General features: G+C 57.4%; 16 protein-coding genes and 1 pseudogene. 5 read left to right on the forward strand and 12 right to left on the reverse strand.

Going from position 1 to position 18,110, the window contains the following annotated elements; genetic code table 11:
* Positions 1 to 129: 129 nt before the first annotated feature.
* On the forward strand, positions 130 to 2,235 hold the full coding sequence (gene fusA, locus ACGS9J_RS00505) for an elongation factor G (RefSeq protein WP_442229163.1): 2,106 nt from the start codon (positions 130 to 132) through the stop codon (positions 2,233 to 2,235).
* Positions 2,236 to 2,266: 31 nt separating this feature from the next.
* Here the strand turns inward: fusA and ACGS9J_RS00510 are convergent, their stop codons facing one another.
* From ACGS9J_RS00510 to ACGS9J_RS00525, 4 genes are all read right to left on the reverse strand, one after another.
* A complete protein-coding gene (locus ACGS9J_RS00510; protein WP_442229164.1) occupies positions 2,267 to 3,232 on the reverse strand; it encodes a DMT family transporter in 966 nt (321 codons plus the stop codon).
* Positions 3,233 to 3,375: 143 nt separating this feature from the next.
* Positions 3,376 to 4,203, reverse strand: coding sequence for an AraC family transcriptional regulator (locus ACGS9J_RS00515; RefSeq protein ID WP_442229951.1), 828 nt, complete (start codon positions 4,201 to 4,203; stop codon positions 3,376 to 3,378).
* 320 nt (positions 4,204 to 4,523) lie between these two features.
* Positions 4,524 to 5,417, reverse strand: a complete 894-nt coding sequence (locus ACGS9J_RS00520) for a dihydrodipicolinate synthase family protein (RefSeq protein WP_442229165.1) — start codon at positions 5,415 to 5,417, stop codon at positions 4,524 to 4,526.
* A 20-nt stretch (positions 5,418 to 5,437) separates the two neighbouring features.
* A complete protein-coding gene (locus tag ACGS9J_RS00525; RefSeq protein ID WP_442229166.1) occupies positions 5,438 to 6,133 on the reverse strand; it encodes a B3/B4 domain-containing protein in 696 nt (231 codons plus the stop codon).
* A 43-nt stretch (positions 6,134 to 6,176) separates the two neighbouring features.
* On the opposite strand from ACGS9J_RS00525, the gene ACGS9J_RS00530 reads away from it, so the two are divergent.
* Together ACGS9J_RS00530 and ACGS9J_RS00535 are read left to right on the forward strand one after the other, a co-directional pair.
* Entirely contained in the window at positions 6,177 to 6,779 is a 603-nt protein-coding gene (locus ACGS9J_RS00530; RefSeq protein ID WP_442229167.1) for a helix-turn-helix domain-containing protein, read from the forward strand.
* Positions 6,780 to 6,990: 211 nt separating this feature from the next.
* Positions 6,991 to 8,424, forward strand: a complete 1,434-nt coding sequence (locus ACGS9J_RS00535; protein ID WP_442229168.1) for an NAD-dependent succinate-semialdehyde dehydrogenase — start codon at positions 6,991 to 6,993, stop codon at positions 8,422 to 8,424.
* Positions 8,425 to 8,539: 115 nt separating this feature from the next.
* Here the strand turns inward: ACGS9J_RS00535 and ACGS9J_RS00540 are convergent, their stop codons facing one another.
* The 5 genes and pseudogenes from ACGS9J_RS00540 to ACGS9J_RS00560 form a co-directional block, all read right to left on the reverse strand.
* Entirely contained in the window at positions 8,540 to 9,667 is a 1,128-nt protein-coding gene (locus tag ACGS9J_RS00540; RefSeq protein WP_442229169.1) for a nickel/cobalt efflux protein RcnA, read from the reverse strand.
* A gap of 8 nt (positions 9,668 to 9,675) precedes the next feature.
* Positions 9,676 to 9,945, reverse strand: coding sequence for a metal-sensing transcriptional repressor (locus tag ACGS9J_RS00545; RefSeq protein WP_442229170.1), 270 nt, complete (start codon positions 9,943 to 9,945; stop codon positions 9,676 to 9,678).
* Positions 9,946 to 10,098: 153 nt separating this feature from the next.
* Complete coding sequence (locus tag ACGS9J_RS00550; RefSeq protein WP_442229171.1) at positions 10,099 to 11,007, reverse strand: alpha/beta hydrolase; 909 nt, start codon at positions 11,005 to 11,007, stop codon at positions 10,099 to 10,101.
* On the reverse strand, positions 10,997 to 11,893 hold the full coding sequence (locus ACGS9J_RS00555; protein WP_442229172.1) for an alpha/beta fold hydrolase: 897 nt from the start codon (positions 11,891 to 11,893) through the stop codon (positions 10,997 to 10,999). Before ACGS9J_RS00555 ends, ACGS9J_RS00550 begins: the two co-directional genes overlap by 11 nt.
* A gap of 29 nt (positions 11,894 to 11,922) precedes the next feature.
* Positions 11,923 to 12,977: pseudogene (locus ACGS9J_RS00560) on the reverse strand (sugar phosphate isomerase/epimerase family protein).
* Between the two features lie 141 nt (positions 12,978 to 13,118).
* Between ACGS9J_RS00560 and ACGS9J_RS00565 the strand changes: the two are divergent.
* Positions 13,119 to 13,703 carry a TetR/AcrR family transcriptional regulator gene (locus ACGS9J_RS00565; RefSeq protein ID WP_442229173.1) on the forward strand — a complete coding sequence of 195 codons (585 nt, stop codon included), beginning with the start codon at positions 13,119 to 13,121 and terminating at the stop codon, positions 13,701 to 13,703.
* Here the strand turns inward: ACGS9J_RS00565 and ACGS9J_RS00570 are convergent, their stop codons facing one another.
* From ACGS9J_RS00570 to ACGS9J_RS00580, 3 genes are all read right to left on the reverse strand, one after another.
* Positions 13,704 to 14,006 (reverse strand): cupin domain-containing protein, encoded by a 303-nt coding sequence (locus ACGS9J_RS00570; RefSeq protein ID WP_442229174.1) that lies wholly within the window; start codon positions 14,004 to 14,006, stop codon positions 13,704 to 13,706.
* Between the two features lie 102 nt (positions 14,007 to 14,108).
* Complete coding sequence (locus ACGS9J_RS00575) at positions 14,109 to 15,989, reverse strand: potassium transporter Kup (protein WP_442229175.1); 1,881 nt, start codon at positions 15,987 to 15,989, stop codon at positions 14,109 to 14,111.
* A gap of 84 nt (positions 15,990 to 16,073) precedes the next feature.
* Entirely contained in the window at positions 16,074 to 16,982 is a 909-nt protein-coding gene (locus tag ACGS9J_RS00580) for a LysR substrate-binding domain-containing protein (protein WP_442229176.1), read from the reverse strand.
* Positions 16,983 to 17,154: 172 nt separating this feature from the next.
* Here ACGS9J_RS00580 and ACGS9J_RS00585 point away from each other — a divergent pair, with 172 nt between their 5' ends.
* The gene (locus ACGS9J_RS00585; protein WP_442229177.1) at positions 17,155 to 18,105 is read left to right on the forward strand and encodes a branched-chain amino acid ABC transporter permease; all 951 of its coding nucleotides are present in this window, start codon (positions 17,155 to 17,157) and stop codon (positions 18,103 to 18,105) included.
* Positions 18,106 to 18,110 lie beyond the last annotated feature (5 nt).

Genomic DNA, 18,110 nt, shown 5'->3' on the forward strand with positions numbered 1-18,110 from the left:
TCATCAACTACGATTAGTGGGTGACCGGTGCAATCATTCACCCGTCCGGAGATAACCCACAGAGGATTATCATAATTATTCATACTGTTTAAAGCCGCCCTTCTTTAATGCGGCTAAGAAAGGTTAATTATGGCACGTACTACCCCCCTCGAACGCTACCGCAATATCGGCATCTCGGCGCACATCGATGCCGGCAAAACCACCACCACCGAGCGGATTTTGTTTTATACCGGGGTCAGTCACAAGCTGGGCGAAGTGCACGACGGCGCCGCCGCCATGGACTGGATGGCACAGGAGCAGGAACGCGGTATTACCATTACCTCCGCGGCGACCACCTGTTTCTGGAACGGCATGCAGCATAATTATCCGCAGCACCGCATCAATATTATCGATACCCCCGGGCACGTGGACTTTACCATTGAGGTTGAGCGTTCCATGCGCGTACTCGATGGCGCGGTCATGGTCTACGACTCGGTGGGCGGCGTGCAGCCGCAGTCGGAAACCGTCTGGCGTCAGGCCAATAAATACAAGGTGCCGCGGCTGGCGTTCGTCAACAAAATGGACCGCGTCGGCGCCGACTTCTTCCGCGTGCGCAAAATGATGATCGAGCGTCTTAAGGCCAATCCGGTGCCGATCGTCATCCCGATTGGCGCCGAGGACCACTTCACCGGCGTGGTGGATTTGGTGAGCATGAAAGCCATTTTGTGGGACGAAGCGACCCAGGGCATGAGTTTCAGCTTTGAGGAGATCCCGGCTGACCTGCGCGATTTGGCGCAAGAGTGGCGGGATAAAATGATCGAAGCCGCCGCCGAAGGCTCGGAAGAGCTGATGGACAAATACCTCAATCAGCTACCGCTAAGCGAAGAAGAGATCGTTCGCGGTCTGCGCCTGCGTACCGTGGCCGGTGAAATTCAGCCGATGCTGTGCGGCTCGGCATTCCGCAATAAAGGGGTGCAACGCATGCTGGACGCGGTGATTGAGCTGATGCCCTCGCCGCTCGACGTTCCGCCAATGGAGGGCCATGACGAGCGCGACAATATCGTGATCCGCCGGGCGTCTGACGATGAGAAATTCTCGGCGCTGGCGTTCAAGTTGATGACCGACCCCTTCGTCGGTCAATTGACCTTTGTGCGGGTGTATTCCGGCGTCTTGGCCAAAGGCAGCAGCGTCTACAACCCGGTGAAAGGCAAAAAAGAGCGTATTGGGCGCATCGTGCAGATGCACGCCAACGATCGCAAGGATGTCGAAGAACTGCACGCCGGCGATATCGCCGCCTGTGTGGGCCTGAAAGACGTGACCACCGGTGACACCCTGTGCGATCCCAACGCCATTATCACGCTGGAAAAAATGGTGTTCCCGGAACCGGTGATCGCCCAGGCGATTGAACCGAAAACCAAAGCCGACCAGGAACGAATGGGCATCGCGCTGCAACGTCTCTCTTCCGAGGATCCGTCATTCCGCGTGCGTACCGATGAAGAGTCGGGTCAGACCATTATTTACGGCATGGGCGAGCTGCATTTGGAGATTATCGTCGACCGTATGCGCCGTGAGTTTGGCGTGGCGACCACCACCGGCAAACCGCAGGTGTCTTACCGCGAGACTATCCGCAAGCGTGTCACCGACGTGGAAGGCAAGTTCGTGCGTCAGTCCGGCGGTAAGGGCCAATACGGCCACGTGGTGTTTACGGTGGAACCGAACGAACCGGGCAAAGGCTTTGAATTTTTCGATGAGATCAAAGGCGGCGTGATCCCCGGCGAGTTCATCCCGGCGGTGAAAAAAGGCGTGCTGGAAGCGCTGAATAATGGCGTGCTGGCGGGGTATCAGGTGGTGGATGTCAAAGTGCATCTGACCTTCGGCTCTTACCACGACGTCGACTCCTCGGAACAAGCCTTCCGCATGGCCGCCATCTTCGGCTTTAAAGAGGCCTGCCGTCAGGCGGATCCGGTGATCCTCGAACCTATCATGTCAGTAGAGGTGGAGACGCCGGAGGATTATGCCGGTAGCGTGATGGGAGATTTGTCGTCACGACGCGGTCTGGTGCAAGGAATGGAAGATATCGCGGGCGGCGGCGGCAAGGAAATTCACGCCAAGGTGCCGCTGTCCGAAATGTTCGGCTATTCAACCACCCTGCGCTCGATGTCGCAGGGCCGCGCCACCTACACCATGGAATTCAGCCACTACGCAGAGGCACCGCGTAACGTGGCCGAAGAGATCATTCACCACAGTAAAAAGTAAGCCCAAGGCCTGCCGCGCTCAGCGGCAGGCATCACTCCTTGGCTCCCACGCTGATCACCACCGGCTGCGGCTTGATCCGCATTGCATACACCACCCCAATGATCAGGCAGGCAATACCGCCCAGCGTCAACAGTGGCGGCCAGGCCTGACGCAGCATAAAGGTGTAAGCCAAGCCCGCCAGAATTTCGAACACGATCAGCGGCCCCACCAACACCGTCGGCAGGCGCTGGCTCGCCTCATTCCAGCACAGTGCACCAATCCACGAACACAGCATGCCAATAGCTATCATCAATGGAATGAACACTTGCGGTCGTGGCCCGAACGGCAACGCAAACTCCGGCTGGGTAAAAGCCAATTGGCCACACACCACCAGATAGCCGAGCAGCGCCAGCGGCAGCGTCACCAGGCCCTGCGCGGTAGCCCAGGTGGCGGGCCTTTGGCTCGGATTTTCCCGCAACCAACGGGCATTGCGCAGTGGAAACCAGGTCCAGCAGGCCACCGCCAACAGCGCCAGACCCAGGCCGCTGGTATAGCGCCAGACATCGACCGGCCCCGCGTTGCCCTGCAGTTCGGCAACGTTGACCAACGCCAGCCCGCAGGCAATCAGCACCAGCGCCGGTGCCAGTTTACGCCAGGAAAGCCGGCCATCGTGTCGGCTGTAAAACAGGTTGGCGGTGACCGAGATAACGACCGGCAGCGTGCCGATAATCATGGTGGACACCGGTGCGCCGGTGCGTTGAATGGCGCTGGCCAGGCACAGGTAATACAACAGGTTACCAATTGCCGTCAGTTTTAACGCCTCCCGCCAATCGTTACGATGTAACTTTTTCAGGCGACGGCGATCAAACCACGCCAACGGCAAGGCAATCAGGCCAAAAGCCAGGTAACGACCGGTAGACTGCAGGGCCGCAGGGTATTCAGGGATCAACACCGGGCCGACAAAAATCAGCCCCCACATCAGCCCGGCAGACAAGGCAAATAACACGCCAACAAACATAGTGACTCCATCAGAACCCGTGATTAAAACCTGAGGTCAGGCTCAAGTCCCCTCTCCTTTGGGAGAGGGAGACACCCAACTGGCAGGCGTTAGAGATCAGGCTAGCCGACTTTGGTGGAGGAATATTGTAGCAGCTTGCTGTTTTAGCGGGGGATGACCTGTTTTTGATAACGCACCGGCGTGACGCCGTAACGATTAGCGAAAGCGCGTGTCAAATGGGCCTGATCGGTCAACCCCGCGGCGGCGGCCACCTGCGCCGCGGGCATACCGCGCCCCAGCATCAATTTCGCCTGCGACAGACGAATGGCCATCAGCATTTGCTGCGGGGAGACGTGGTATTGGGCTTTGAATTTACGCAAGAAATGATAAGGACTGAGCGAAACCAGCGCCGCCAGCTGATCCAGCGTGATGGCGGAGGCAAAGTTATCGTGCAGATAGCTTTTGACGATATCAAAACGGTGCGCCGGTTCCGCTTTCAGCGGCCGGGCCGCCTGGATATGCGGACGGAAGATGGCGATGACCTGCATCAGCAAATCGTCAATGGTCAGCGGATCACGGGCTTGCCACAGCGCGGCCAACGTTGCGGACAATTGCTGCGCCGCCTGCGGATCCTCACGCACCGCATCGGTGAACCAGAACCCCTGCTCGCCGGACAGCAACTCCAGCGTGTCCGGCTCCAGATACAGCATCCGGTAGTTCCAGCCACCGGCGGTTTCCGCCTCGCCGGTGTGCAACTCGTCCGGGTTCATTAATACCAGTGAACCCGGTGCAGCCAGATGTTGCGCGCCCCGGTAGCGAAAACGCTCGGCACCAAAATCGACGGTGCCGATGGCGAAGGCATTGTGCGTGTGTGGCTCAAAAGCATAGCGCTCAATATGGGCATGATAAAGCTCAACGCCCGGCACCTGCGGCAAATGCCGAAACTGCGCGCTGTCTTTTTCAAAGGGAAACTGTTGTGGAACACCCTGCACCGTACCGCCCTGCTTCTTTGCCGCTGGTGCCGATATGATAGTCAAAGTCGCCGGTTTTGAGTAGTGCGCCACGGGGTTCTCTGGCCGCTGATGCCCATTCAGCGTAGGGTATTTTACTCGGAGTTCGGTGTCTGCAAACCAGTACCGGCGTCTTGATTATCCCGCCGCAGAATGGGAAGCCCATCTTTAACCACTTGAAAGTAAAAGGAAACAATGTCTCTATGGTCAAGTTATAGTCATACCTCTCACTGAGGGGGCGTGAAAAGTATTGCCCGATCAGTTTTCTCAAGGACCAGCAGACTGCCAGTCCAATGGAGGGATTATTTCAGTTCCAGTGCGCTTATCACCCTGGCAATATCCGCGATATTATCCGCCGACAGTGGCTGAAGAGGTCGAGGTAAACAATCCGTATCGGTCAGTCCAAGCACGCCGGCGGCAGCGGCAATAACGCGAATACTTCTGCCATGTTTACGGAACAGCGCCCACAACGGTTCCAGTCGTGTTGTCAGTGCCGTGACACGGGCATGATCCTGTGCAGCGGCTGCCTCCGTGATCTGTTTTGCTGTTTCCGGGAACAAACCTCCGCACACGGAGTACCAGACCTCACAGCCTGCATTTAATCCCAACCCGGCATAAGCATCTCCACTGATACCGATTGTCACTCCCGGACGAAGATGTTTGCGTAGCGCATCCACCCGTTCAGTGGCCGTTGCCGGGCTGCCAGGGACGCCCGGGATCTTAATAGAACGAACCCCATCCAGTGATGACAGTAGACCATGCAGTTCATCCGTAAAGGTAAAATGCGTGGTGCCCGGATTATCATAGACACAAACCGGAACAGACGCGTGCCGTGTCACCGTCTCAAAAAGTGCGAAGACCTCTTCATCACGGAGTGGCTGATAGCTGATGGCCGGAAGCAACAGGGCATCCGCGCCAGCTGCCTGCGCATCCTCTGCCAGATGCAGGATGGCATCGGTACTGACCGCCCCCACACACACCATCACAGGGATATCTCCAGCAAGCTGTTTTGCCAGAGTAGCGATGCGATTGCGCTGCTCCCGGGTCAGATACGCATAGCTTCCGGTTGAACCCAGAATGCCCATCGAATCAACACGGGCCGCCGTAAGGCGGGCCAGAATCTTACTGAACCCTTGTTCGTCGACGCCGCTGGCGGTGATCGGGGTTAACGGAAAAGAAGACAAGCCAGTGAACATTGTGTTTCTCCTGAATGATATTACTGGCATTGCTCTTCGATGAGAGCCACATCAAACCACAGACCGGGCATCATTTTTTCAAGGCCGTCGGTCAGCATCTTCCCGGCTTCGTGAAGCTTCTCCAGCGGCATCTGCGGCAGACTCTCCAGAATGAACCACATTTGCTGAGCTTTCACATCCAGGCGGGTTCTGATCCCCTGCCGCCAGTTCCAGCGGCGGCAAGTCACGCCGGTATCATCACACCAGATAACTTCGCCTGGCGAAGGATATTCAGCGGCGGTTTCACCTTCTTTTACGGTATCAAAAGGCTCAGTGCCTTTTGCCACAACCAGACGTGGTGCCCCCTGATAGGCAGCTATGTTTTCGCCACCAACCGGAACGGCGTAGCGGAGACTAACGGCATTATAAAGATCAACAATGGGATCCAGCGCTGGCATCGTTCCATCACGTAATACGCGCTTACGTAACGCATCAGCTGAACAAGGTGTGCGTTTGGGTTTAGCGCCAAACTTTTGAAAAACCTCAGCCCATGCGGCCAGATGAGATTCCGTCCATTCAGGCTCACCGGCCAGAACTGCTTCACATGCTTCTCGCAGCGCCGTGTCTCCAATACCAGGGTTCAGCACCGGCGCGGCTTTTACGTAAATACTGAGTGCCCGAAAGCCGGGAGCGATACGATAAATTTCAGGGGCAATTGACGGAGATACTGTTAACACGTGATAATCCTTTAATGACCAATTTACTCCATGATAATGACCGATGACCAAAAAAGTCAATTTAATGACCGATGCAAACACAATTGTCAGCACGGTGAATGAAGCCGTATCTCAGCGGATTAAGCTGTATCGTAAGCAAAAGAAAATATCACTCGATGAGCTGTCTCGTCGGGCGGGCGTCAGCAAGGGGGCGCTGGTTGAGATTGAGGGATGCAGGGCGAATCCGAGCATTGCCCTGCTATGTCGCCTGGCTGCCGCGATGGGAGTTTCAGTGGCTGATTTTGTGGATGTCAGTTCAAAACCAACTGTGCATCTTATTGCTGAAGATGAGATCCCAGAATTGTGGGAAGGCGAAAAAGGCGGGCGAGCAAGGCTGCTCGCAGGATCTGGTGGCCCCGATATGACGGAACTCTGGATGTGGGAAATGCAGCCGGGGGAAAAGTTTGCTTCACCTGGCCACACGGAAGGGACGCTCGAATTATTTTATGTTCAGACGGGCACGCTCACACTGGGCGTAAAGGACCACCTGTATTTGGTGAAAACCGGTTGTTCGGCAACGGCCAGAACTGACATTCCTCATTTCTATGAAAACCGGGGGGAGAACCCACTGGTATTTATCATGACAGTACATGAAAAAGCATCCTGAGTGTTGCCCAGTATATTGATATCGAAACGGTCAGGTCATCCATTCAGCACAGCCTTTGAGTAGTGCGCTACGCGGTTTTCTGGACGCTGGTGCGCATTCAGCGTAGGGTATTTTACTCGGCGTTCGGTGTCTGCAAACCAGTACCGGCGTCTTGATTATCCCGCCGCAGAACGGGAAACCCATTTTTAACCCCTTGAAAGTAAGAGGCAACATGTATCCAGATACTCAACTCTATATCGATGGACAATGGCGCAACGCGGTCGCCGGCAAAACCACGCCGGTCACCAACCCCGCTACCGATGAGGTGATCGGCAGCGTGGCGCATGCCGCCGCCGCCGATCTTGATCTGGCACTGGCCGCGACCGAACGCGGTTTTAAAGTCTGGCGCGAAACCTCCGCTTATCAGCGTGCAAACCTGATGCGCAAGGCCGCAGCGTTGTTGCGTGAGCGTGCAGAGAAGATCGCCGCCATCATGAGCCAGGAACAAGGCAAACCTGTGGCGCAGGCCAAGGTTGAAATTCTTAACTCGGCGGACGTGATCGACTGGTTTGCCGGCGAAGCCAGCCGCACCTACGGCCAAATTATCCCGTCCCGCAGCCGCGATGTTCAGCAGCAAACCCTGAAACTGCCGGTTGGACCTGTTGCCGCGTTTACCCCGTGGAACTTCCCGATTAATCAGATTGTACGCAAGCTGTCTGCCGCGCTGGCAGCAGGCTGTTCGATCATTGTGAAAGGCCCGGAAGAAACCCCTGCCTCACCGGCAGAGCTGATCAGAGCCTTTGCCGATGCCGGCGTCCCAGCCGGCGTGATCGCGCTGGTGTACGGTACCCCGGCGGAGATCTCCGAGTACCTGATCCCGCACCCGACCATTCGCAAAATCTCATTCACCGGTTCCACCCGCGTGGGTAAACATCTGGCGGCGCTGGCCGGTCAGCACATGAAGAAAGCCACCATGGAACTGGGCGGCCACGCGCCGGTGTTGGTTTTTGACGACGCCGATCTCGACGCCGCCGCCAAAGAGCTGGCGTTGGCCAAGTTCCGCAACGCCGGTCAGGTTTGTATCGCCCCAACCCGCTTTCTGATCCAGCAAGGCGTTTATGAAGCCTTTGTCGAGAAATTCACCGCCGCCGTGCGCGACATCAAGCTGGGCAACGGCTTGCAGGAAGGTGTAACCATGGGCCCGATGGTGCTGCAGCGCAGCGTTGAAGCCATTGATGCCTTTGTGAAGGATGCAATTGCTCAGGGTGCCAAAGCCACGACCGGCGGCAACCGCGTGGCGGGCGTCGGCAATTTCTTTGAACCGACGGTATTGCGCGACGTCCCCCTGAGTGCCCGTGCGATGTCTGAAGAACCCTTTGGTCCGGTGGCCCTGCTGCGTCCGTTCGCCACCTATGAGGAAGCCATCGCCGAGGCTAACCGCCTGCCTTACGGTCTGGCGGCCTACGCCTACAGCCGCAGCATCGCTACGGTGACGGCGTTGGGACGCGATGTGGAAAGCGGCATGCTCAGCATCAACCATATCGGTTTCGGCTTGCCTGAAACGCCGTTTGGCGGGGTAAAAGACTCCGGTCACGGCACCGAAGGCGGCAGCGAAGCGATCGAATCCTATCTGGAAACCCGCTTTGTTACCGTCGCCGGCCGTTGATTATCCTGCGGTGAAAAACGTGCGAACTGACCTTAGTTTGCATTAAGCGCGGCCAATGAGGCCCGAGTTCGGTACCCCACTGGACTCGGGCTTTTTCATGTCAACCGAACCCACATCAGTTCATCAAACCTGTCCAGCCGTGGAACCCCATGTAGATCCCCACGGCGGCAATCAGAATGCTTGAAAAGTAAGGGGCGCGGCGAGCCAAGGTGTTGAAGCCGCTCCAGCGCTTTGTCGCCTGCCTGACGCTATAAGCGGCAGCGACGCCCACCACCACCAGAGTGATTGCCAAACCTATGCTGAAACAGAGCACCAATGCCGCGCCCAAGGTGAATGCCTTCACCTGAATGCACAGCAGCAGGACGGTGATTGCCGCAGGGCATGGGATCAACCCACCGGTCAAGCCAAAGAGAATAATCTGGCCGGTGGTCACATTCTGATTGGCAAAGCGACGTTTGATATCGTTGGCATGCGCTTTTTCATGGGCATCCTGATATTCCTGCGAAGAGACGTCCAATCCTTCCAACGCCGAATGATCGTGATCGTGGTGATGGTCATGTTCTTTGAATTCAAGATCATAGTCGTGGGAATGCCCACCGTGGCCTAACGATAAGCGTGCCGTGAAGTTATGCGGCTCGGGAATAGCATGCACGGATTGCAGGAAGCCGTCTTTTTCCTCGAAGGCAAAAATCTGCGCCAAGCCCTTCTCGCGTAAAGTGGTCACCGTGACCGATTTCGCGCCCCAGTGTTGCCCAGCGACATTTTTCAGACGCCAATGCGGCGGCATGCCTGTTTCAAAAATCGACAGTTCGACGCGTCCATGGCCCGTATCAATCAGGTGTGATTCGTCATGCCCCTGATGCTCATGCTCGTAAGCTTGTTCGGCTTTCCACTGCTGTTCACCACGCCAGGTACGCCAAAACATCCAAAGTGCGGTGCCCAGAATAATCACAGCGGAAACCAGTTGAAAATAAGGCTCCGTCGCCTCTGCGGTAAACTGACGGCTCAAATACATGCCGCCAAAAGCTATCAACCACACTATCGCCGTATGCGAGACAGTCGCAGCCAGCCCCAACAGAACCGCCTGTTTCATCGTGCCGCGAATGGCCACAATGAAAGCGGCCATCATGGTTTTGGAGTGTCCGGGTTCAAGGCCGTGCAGAGCGCCAAGCAAAATAGCGCTGGGGACGAACAGCCAGGCGTTACCCATGCCTTGTTGCAAGAGAGCAGAAAAGTCGGTCATGGTTAATCTCAAAGATACTTGGTGATCTCTTTAAACTCACGGATGACATCCGGAGACACTTCCCCATCAGCCTTTACGGCATGGTCCAGGCAGTGATCAAGATGGTCGTGAATCAGCGTTTTTTTGGCATTGACCACGGCTTTTTCAACCGCCTGAAGCTGCTGGGCAATATCAAGACATGTCCTGCCACTTTCGAGCATGCCAATAACGCTGGCCAGATGGCCGGTCGCGCGTTTTAAGCGCTTGATGATGTCAGGGTGTGTCTCATGCATGTGCATAGCTATATCCTATCGGGGGGGATAGGATGATAGTAGATAATTTCATCCGCGACTGCACTGCCTTTCTGTCATTTTTGAGGCAAATAGAGGGGACGTGCGGCAACTTTGGCCAGGCTTCGCGGGTATACCCCCTCCGCAGAGGGGGTTGTGTCGTTAACCCGCCCGTTCGAACAACATTCGCGCGGCCGGGGTTAAACCCAGCATATGAATGCAGGCATGCACCATGCCCGGGAGCCGCTCACAACGCACTTCGACGCCCGCTTCCCGTAACCGCAGCGCATAATGATCGGCTTCATCGCGCAACGGATCGTATTCGCAACTCAGAATGGTCGCGGGGGGCAACTGCTGTAACCTTGGGGCATGCAGTGGCTCTGCGTAAGGATCCGGTTGCTCATTCGCCGTGCCCAGATACATGTTCCAACAAAACGCCATCACTTCCCGCGTCAAAAAGTACCCTTGCGCGTACTCCTGGTAGCTGGCGGACTCCATCGCCCGGCTCAATGCCGGATACAGCAACAGTTGATGCTCAATCAGAGGGCCTTTTCGGTCGCGCGCCAATAACGCCACGGCCGCCGCCAGGTTGCCGCCGGCGCTATCGCCCCCTACCGCAATACGCGCCGCGTCAATGCCCCACTCATCGGCCTGCTCAACCACGCCGCACAGTGCCTGATACACGTCCTCAAGCGGCCGTGGATAGGGATGTTCCGGTGCCAGGCGATAATCCACCGACAGGATCCGCCGCCCGGTAGCATTGGCCAATGCCTGACAAGGCCGGTCATACAACGCCAGGGATCCCAGGCACCAGCCGCCGCCGTGGGCGTACAGCATGGCGGGCAAAGGTTCACCCGGCACCGCGTCCAACGGCGTATAGGCGCGAATGGCGACAAGTTGGCCGTCGTCGGCAATCACCCCGCCATCCCGAACTTCACCACCGGCTTCCGCTTCACCCTGCAGCGCCAACAGCCCGGCCTGCGCTGCGGCCCGCATTTCACTCAGGGATCCGGGCACGGCCGCCCCCGCCGTTTCCGCCAGAAAACGGGCAATCTGCGGATCAAGCGGCATTAACCTGGCTCCCCTGCAAAAAAGGGATCACCAGCGCGATAAATTCCTCGTGGCATTCCTCGGTAATGAAATGGCCGCAGCCGGCAACGGTTTCGCCACGCAGGTCAACGGCGTTATCGCGCAGCGTGACAAAGGGGGCATCGCCGGTAGCATGTTCTGCACCAATGGTCATCACCGGCATGCTGAGCCGGGTCGCTGCTCGCCGCTGGTTTTGTCGGATGGTTTCCGGAATGGCGCGATAGTAATCAAAACCGGCTCGCAGGCTACCCGGGGCCGAATAGGCAGCGATATAGGTCTCCGCCGCCACCCGATCGCGGCGATAGGACCAGCGGTTAAAGATATAGCTGAGATATTCCCTTTCGCGGCCCAGCGTCAACGCCTCCGGCAGATCCGCCAGTTGATTGAACATGAAGTGCCACAGGAAAATATTTTGATCTGCCGGGACAAAAATCGGTGGTGCCGGGGCCAGACCAGGAATAACCGCCTCCGTCAGCACCAAGCCGGTGACCGCCTGCGGAAAATCGCTCGCCATCGCATAGCCAATCCACATGCCGATGTCATGGCCGACCAGTTGATAACGTTCATGCCCCAATTGCAGCATGGTCTGGTGCAGCGTCGCGGCAATGCTGCCGGTGTCATAACCTCCGATCGGCTTGTCCGAATCGCCAATCCCTGGCGGGTCTACCGCTATCGCTTTAAAACCGGCCGCCGCCAGCGCCGGCATCACGTGACGCCAGGTAAACCAGGTCTGTGGCCAACCCGGGATCAGCAACACCGGCGGCCCTTCGCCCAACGTGACGCAGTGAATGCGGTTGCCGTTTACCCGCGCATAGACGTGTTCCGGCTCAGGTCCATTTGGCATGGGCCCGTTATTTTGCAGTGTCATGGGTGTTCTCCGTGGTGGAATAGCCTGGCTCAGCGCAGGCCAAGCAAGGTATTGATTTGCTGCTGGTCAACCGGCGCACCGGCAAAATCATCAAACACCTTGTCGGTGACGTTGATGATGTGGTCACGAATAAAGGCGGCACCTTCGCGGGCCCCGTCCTGCGGGTGCTTCAGGCAGCACTCCCATTCCAGCGTCGCCCAGCCTGCATAGCCATGCTGTGTCAGCCGGGAAAAGATGCCCTTAAAATCCACCTGACCGTCACCCAATGAGCGGAAACGCCCGGCGCGGTCGGCCCACGACTGGTAGCCGCCGTAAATACCCTGCCGTCCGGTCGGATTGAATTCGGCGTCCTTGACGTGGAACATGCGAATGAAGTCCTTATAAATATCGAGGTAATCCAGGTAGTTCAGCTGTTGCAGCACGAAATGGCTCGGGTCGAACAGGATCTGGCAGCGCGGATGACCGCCCACACGCTGATGAAACATTTCAAAGGTCACGCCATCATGCAGATCTTCGCTGGGATGGATTTCATAACACAGGTTCACTCCCTGTTCGTCGCAGGCATTGAGCACCGGCAACCAGCGTTTGGCCAACTCATCGAAAGCCGTTTCGATCAGCCCCGCCGGGCGCTGTGGGAACGGGAATAAATAAGGCCAGGCCAACGAACCGGAAAAGGTGCCCATGTCAGTCAGCCCCAGCCGCGCAGAGGCTTTGGCGCCAGCAACAGTTGCTGATGCGCCCACTCGCTGCGCGCCCGCGGGTTGCCGCGAAGTGCTGGTGGCGCAAAGCTGTCGCACAGCGCGTCATAAGCCGGGTGCACCGCCATTAACTGCCCGAAAATATGGGTGGTCAATTCGCTGATCACCAACCCCTGTTCCGCCAACATACCGATCAGATCGTCGCAATAGGTTTGGCTTTCTGCCGCAGTGGCCAGATCAAACAGGCGGCTGTCCCATGCCGGGATTTGCAGGGCTTTAAAACCGGTTTCCGCCGCCCACCGGGCCATCGTCGGCAGGCTGTTGAACGGGGCCGCTTCGTCACTGAATTGGGCGAGGTGCAGGCTTGGACCTTTCAGGGTTTTCATCGTAAACTCCTATTGTTTGTCGATTGACAAACAATAGGCTCAAATGAATGCTTCAGCAAGCGAATTTTAAAAACTCGTTGGTATTACAAGGGATTTAAGCGATCCTGTTTCGCTGAACGACAGGTAACCAGGAATTGAACAATGGCAGGCAGACCGCGCGAATTCGACCGTGAACAGGCGTTACTGAAGGCACGAGACTTATTTTGGCGTCAGGGGTATGAAGGCACCTCGATGTCGGATTTGGTGGCCGAGCTGGGTATTGCCTCCGCGCGTATTTATAAAGCGTTCGGCTCGAAAGAGTTGCTGTTCCGCGAAGCCATCGCCTGCTACGAGAGTCACGAGGGTGGATTTGCCGAACGCGCTTTCAGTGAGGAAAACAGCGTGCGCGCAGCGATAAAACGCCTGCTGGACGAAGCGGTCACGCTCTACAGCCGTGCAGATCTGCCGCAAGGATGCATGGTGGTTTCTTCCGCCGCCAGCGTCAGCGATGAAAACAGCGGGATCAAAACCTGGCTGGCGGAACACCGCCTGCTGCGCACCCAAGGCATTATTGACCGGCTGCACGCCGCCGTAGCCAGTGGCGAACTGCCGCCCGATACCGATGCCGACGCTCTTGGCGACTATTTTGCCGCCTTCCTGCACGGTTTGTCGGTCCAGGCGCGCGATGGCGTCAGCCGGGCAAGATTAGCGGCGGCGGTCAACATTGCGCTAACGGCGCTGGATTGATCACTCCGGCAAATCAAAAATCACCAAAGTGCCGTGGCTACCCGCCAGCACCCGATGCGGCACACCTGCAGCGGCCTGATACAGTTGCCCGGCGTTGACCGTAATGGCCTCGCCCTGCACTTCCAGCCGCAGCTGCCCGGCGATCACCAATAATCCCTCGTGATAGTCGTGGACCTCATCGGCAATCTCACGCTGATCCATCCGCAACACTTTAATGTTGGCCGCGCCCACCTGCCCAAGCACGCTGGAGCGCCAGGCCTGCGGCAAGTCGGCGGCCAGCGCAGTAAGATCGAATAATGACATAAGTCCTTCATCAGCAAGCAGCGCCCTTCGCTGCCACGGCAATTTACCCCTTTGCGCGCCAACGGTTAAATAACCATTGCTTTTAACCTATAGCCAAGCGGCTCAAACCGGTACCCGGCGGCTGATCTCCACCACTTGATCGCTGGGCAAATAATAATAATCGGTCACGTGCATGCCGTTGCGCACCATCAGGGCAAAAATGTTGCGCTGCCAGGCCGGTAACCGGCCGTTGGCCTCGCGGCGCACCACGGTTTCATGCCCCAGATAATAGGTGGCGTCGTCAAAGTTCAACCCGGTTTTCCGGGCTTCCGCATGCTGCAATAAGCGTGGAATATTGGGCCGCTCCATAAAGCCATAGCTGGCGACGGCACACCAGAACCCCGGTGACAGCTGGCGTATCACCAAGCGTTCGGCATTCTCCACCCGCGGTTCGTTAACAATCATGATATGCAGCGTCAATACATTGGCATGCAGCGAACCGTTGCGCTTAACGTGCCATTTCATCACCGGCGGCGTACCGCTCAACGTGCGGGTGAGGAAGATCGCCGTCCCCGGCACCCGCGGGATGTTACGTTCCTCCAGATGGGCCAGAAAATCCGGCAACGGCAGGCTCTTCTCCCCCAAAGTACGGGAGGCCGCGAGTACCCCACGGTGCCAGATTAACATCACGCCATACACCAGCGTGGCCAGCAGCAACGGGACATAGCCGCCCTGCATCACCTTGCTGAGATTCGCCACCAGGAAGCTGAGATCGACAATGAAGAAGCCTCCGGCAACCAGCAGGCTGGCGAAGGCTCCCCAGCGCCAGACCTCGCGCATCGCCACAAACAGCAACCCGGTGGTCATGATCATGGTGAGCGAAACCGCGATACCGTAAGCGGCGGCCAAATTATCGGAAGATTTAAAGAACACCGTCAAAAACACCGTGACCGCCATCAGCAACCAGTTAATCGCGCTGATGTAGATTTGCCCGTAGCTCTCTTCGGTGGTTTGCTTCACCCGCAGGCGCGGCAGCCAGCCAAGCTGGATTGCCTGACGGGTCATGGAAAAGGCGCCGCTGATGATCGCCTGGCTGGCGATGATGGTGGCCAAGGTCGCCAGGATCACCAGCGGGATTTGCAGCATCGGCGGGCACAGGCGGAAGAAGATGTTCTGCGTCACGTCGGCACCGGAGAGGATCAGCGCAGCCTGTCCGGCATAGTTCAGCAGCAGGCTGGGGAAGACGATGCCAAACCAGGCCAGCCAAATCGGTTTTTTGCCAAAGTGCCCCATGTCGGCATACAGCGCCTCCGCCCCGGTGACGCAGAGGAACACTCCGCCCAACACCAGAAAGCTGGTCAGCCCATTGGAAAACAAAAAATTAATGCCGTACAGCGGGTTCAAAGCCAGTAACACCGCCGGATGCTGGAGGATGCCCCAAATGCCCAGCACGGCGATAGAGAAAAACCACAGCGCCATGATCGGCCCGAAGACTTTGCCGATACGTGCCGTACCCAAGGGTTGAATGGCGAACAAACTCACCAGGATCAGCACTGCCGCCGGCAAAATATAGGGTTTCGATTCGGGCAGCACGATGTTCAGCCCTTCCAGCGCCGACAGCACCGAAATCGCCGGGGTAATCGCCCCGTCGCCGTAGATCAGCGCCGCCCCGAACAGGCCGGCAAACAGCACCATCGGCCGGGCCTTTTTCTTGCTGACCAGCAACGACATCAACGCCATAATGCCGCCTTCGCCGCGGTTATCGATGCGCATGGCAAACATGGCGTATTTCAGCGAGGTGACGATCACCAGCGTCCAGAAAATCAGCGACAGCAGGCCCAGGATCACCGGCGCGGACGGCGCATCGCCCGAGAGATACAGCACGGTTTTCAGGGTATACAGCGGGCTGGTGCCGATATCGCCGAACACTACCCCCAGCGCACCACCGGCCAGCAGCGGCAGGCTCATTTTCGGCGTCTGTTCCGATTCGTTCCCTGCGGTCATGGAAGTCTCCTGAATAATCCATCGCGGTCTATTCAGGATAGTCAGTTCAGGCGGTTAGCGCGTGCTCATCTTGGCGGGGAGCACTCAGTTCCCGGCCTCTTTAAGTAGCCAGCGTTGCAAATTCAACCCCTCCGGCGACAGTTCATTGTCTTGTCGCACGCACAGGTAATAGTCGCGGCCGTCGTCAATCGCCAGATCGAACAACTTAACCAGTTCGCCGCTGTTGAGATAGGGTTCGATCAGGGGCTCGCGCATCAGCGCACAGCCTAAGCCCGCCTGCACCGCCGCCAACGTCAGCAAGCCATCTTCAAACATCGGCCCGGTACTGCGCAGCGGTCGCTTGACGCCCGCTAACTGAAACCACTGCATCCAGGTCGCACGCTCTTCGTCGTGCAACAACGGCAGCGGCGAGAGCTGATCCGGCGTGTCCAGCAGCCCGTGCAGCTTGATAAAGCCACGGCTGCACACCGGTACCATTTTGCCGGACATCAGCTTTTCGCTGCGATAACCGCTCCATTGGCCCGAGCCGAAGCGGATCGAGATATCTGCGGCATCGCTGAGGTAATTGCGGTGGTTGGCGTACACCACGTTAATGTCGATATCGGGGTTTTCGCGCAGAAAGCCACGCAGGCGCGGAATGAACCAGCCCATGCCGAACAACGGGATCAGGCTGATGGTGACCTGCCGGGAAGCCGATTGCTCGCGTACCTGCTCCGTCGCCTGACGCAGCACGTTAAATGCCGAACGGATCGAACGGTAATAATCCCGCCCTTCGTTGCGCAGGATTAACCGGCGCCCCTGGCGCTCGGTCAATGGCATTTGCAAAAAGGCCTCCAGCGTTTTGAGCTGATGGCTGACTGCCGAAGGCGATATCGCCAGCTCCTGCGCGGCGGCACTAATACTGCCCAGGCGGGCGATAGCCTCAAATGCCCGTACCGCACGCAGCGGCGGATCGTTCGGCAACGACGCATCGTATTGTTCTGTTTTTTTCATATGTTGACTATTTTGCTGAAAAATTGGCGACGGTTAAAAATTAATATACAAATAAATCAAATAATTAAAAACACACATTTTCTGTATAAGAAATTATTTTTCCGTATTTTACAATTTTTTTTAATTCTCTACTGTGAGCTTCCTGAATCATCATTTTTCGGGACTCCCTCCTATGGATACGCTGGTACAGCAGACCGTCAACGGACTGATGCTCGGCAGCATTTATGCGCTGATCGCCCTGGGTTACACCATGGTGTACGGCATTCTGCGCATCATCAATTTTGCCCACGGCGATGTGCTGATGGTCGGTGCGTTGAGCGCCCTGTCCGCCATTGGCGTGTTGCAGCATCATTTTCCTGCGCTGTCGCCGTACGTCGTGCTGTTGCTGGCGGCGCTGGTTGCCATGGCGGTCTGCGCGCTGGTGTCGATGAGCATTGAGCGTCTGGCCTATCGTCGTCTGCGCCATGCCCCACGTCTGGCCCCGTTGATCAGCGGGATTGGCGTTTCGCTGCTGTTGCAAACGCTGGCGATGCTGATTTGGTCGCGCAATCCGTTGATGTTCCCGCAACTGCTGCCGATGGATCCTATCGCCCTGACCCAGGGCAGCGCCGACCACGCACCGGCGGTGATCACCGGCACGGGTATCGCCACGCTGGCGATTGCACTGCTGGTGATGGCCGGGTTGCTGTTATTGGTTGAACACTCACGCTTTGGTCGTGCCATGCGCGCCACGGCAGAAAACCCGCAGGTCGCCGGCCTGATGGGCATCGATCCCAACCGCATCATCGTCCTGACGTTCGCCCTCGGCGGTGCGCTGGCAGCAGTGGCAGGCATCATGATGGCCAGCAACTACGGCAATGCCGGTTTCTCCATGGGGTTCCTGCCGGGCATCAAAGCCTTCACCGCCGCCGTGTTGGGCGGGATCGGCAACCTGCGCGGCGCCATGCTCGGCGGTCTGCTGCTGGGGTTGTTCGAGTCGCTGGGCACCGGGTATCTCGGTGAACTGACCGGTGGCACCTTCGGCAGCAACTATCAGGACGTTTTTGCCTTCCTGATCTTGATCGCCGTGTTGGTATTTCGCCCATCCGGGCTATTGGGCGAACGCGTCGCCACCCGCGCCTGAGGACA

It is taken from the genome of Serratia quinivorans (assembly GCF_052113645.1).
Taxonomy (GTDB): domain Bacteria; phylum Pseudomonadota; class Gammaproteobacteria; order Enterobacterales; family Enterobacteriaceae; genus Serratia; species Serratia quinivorans_B.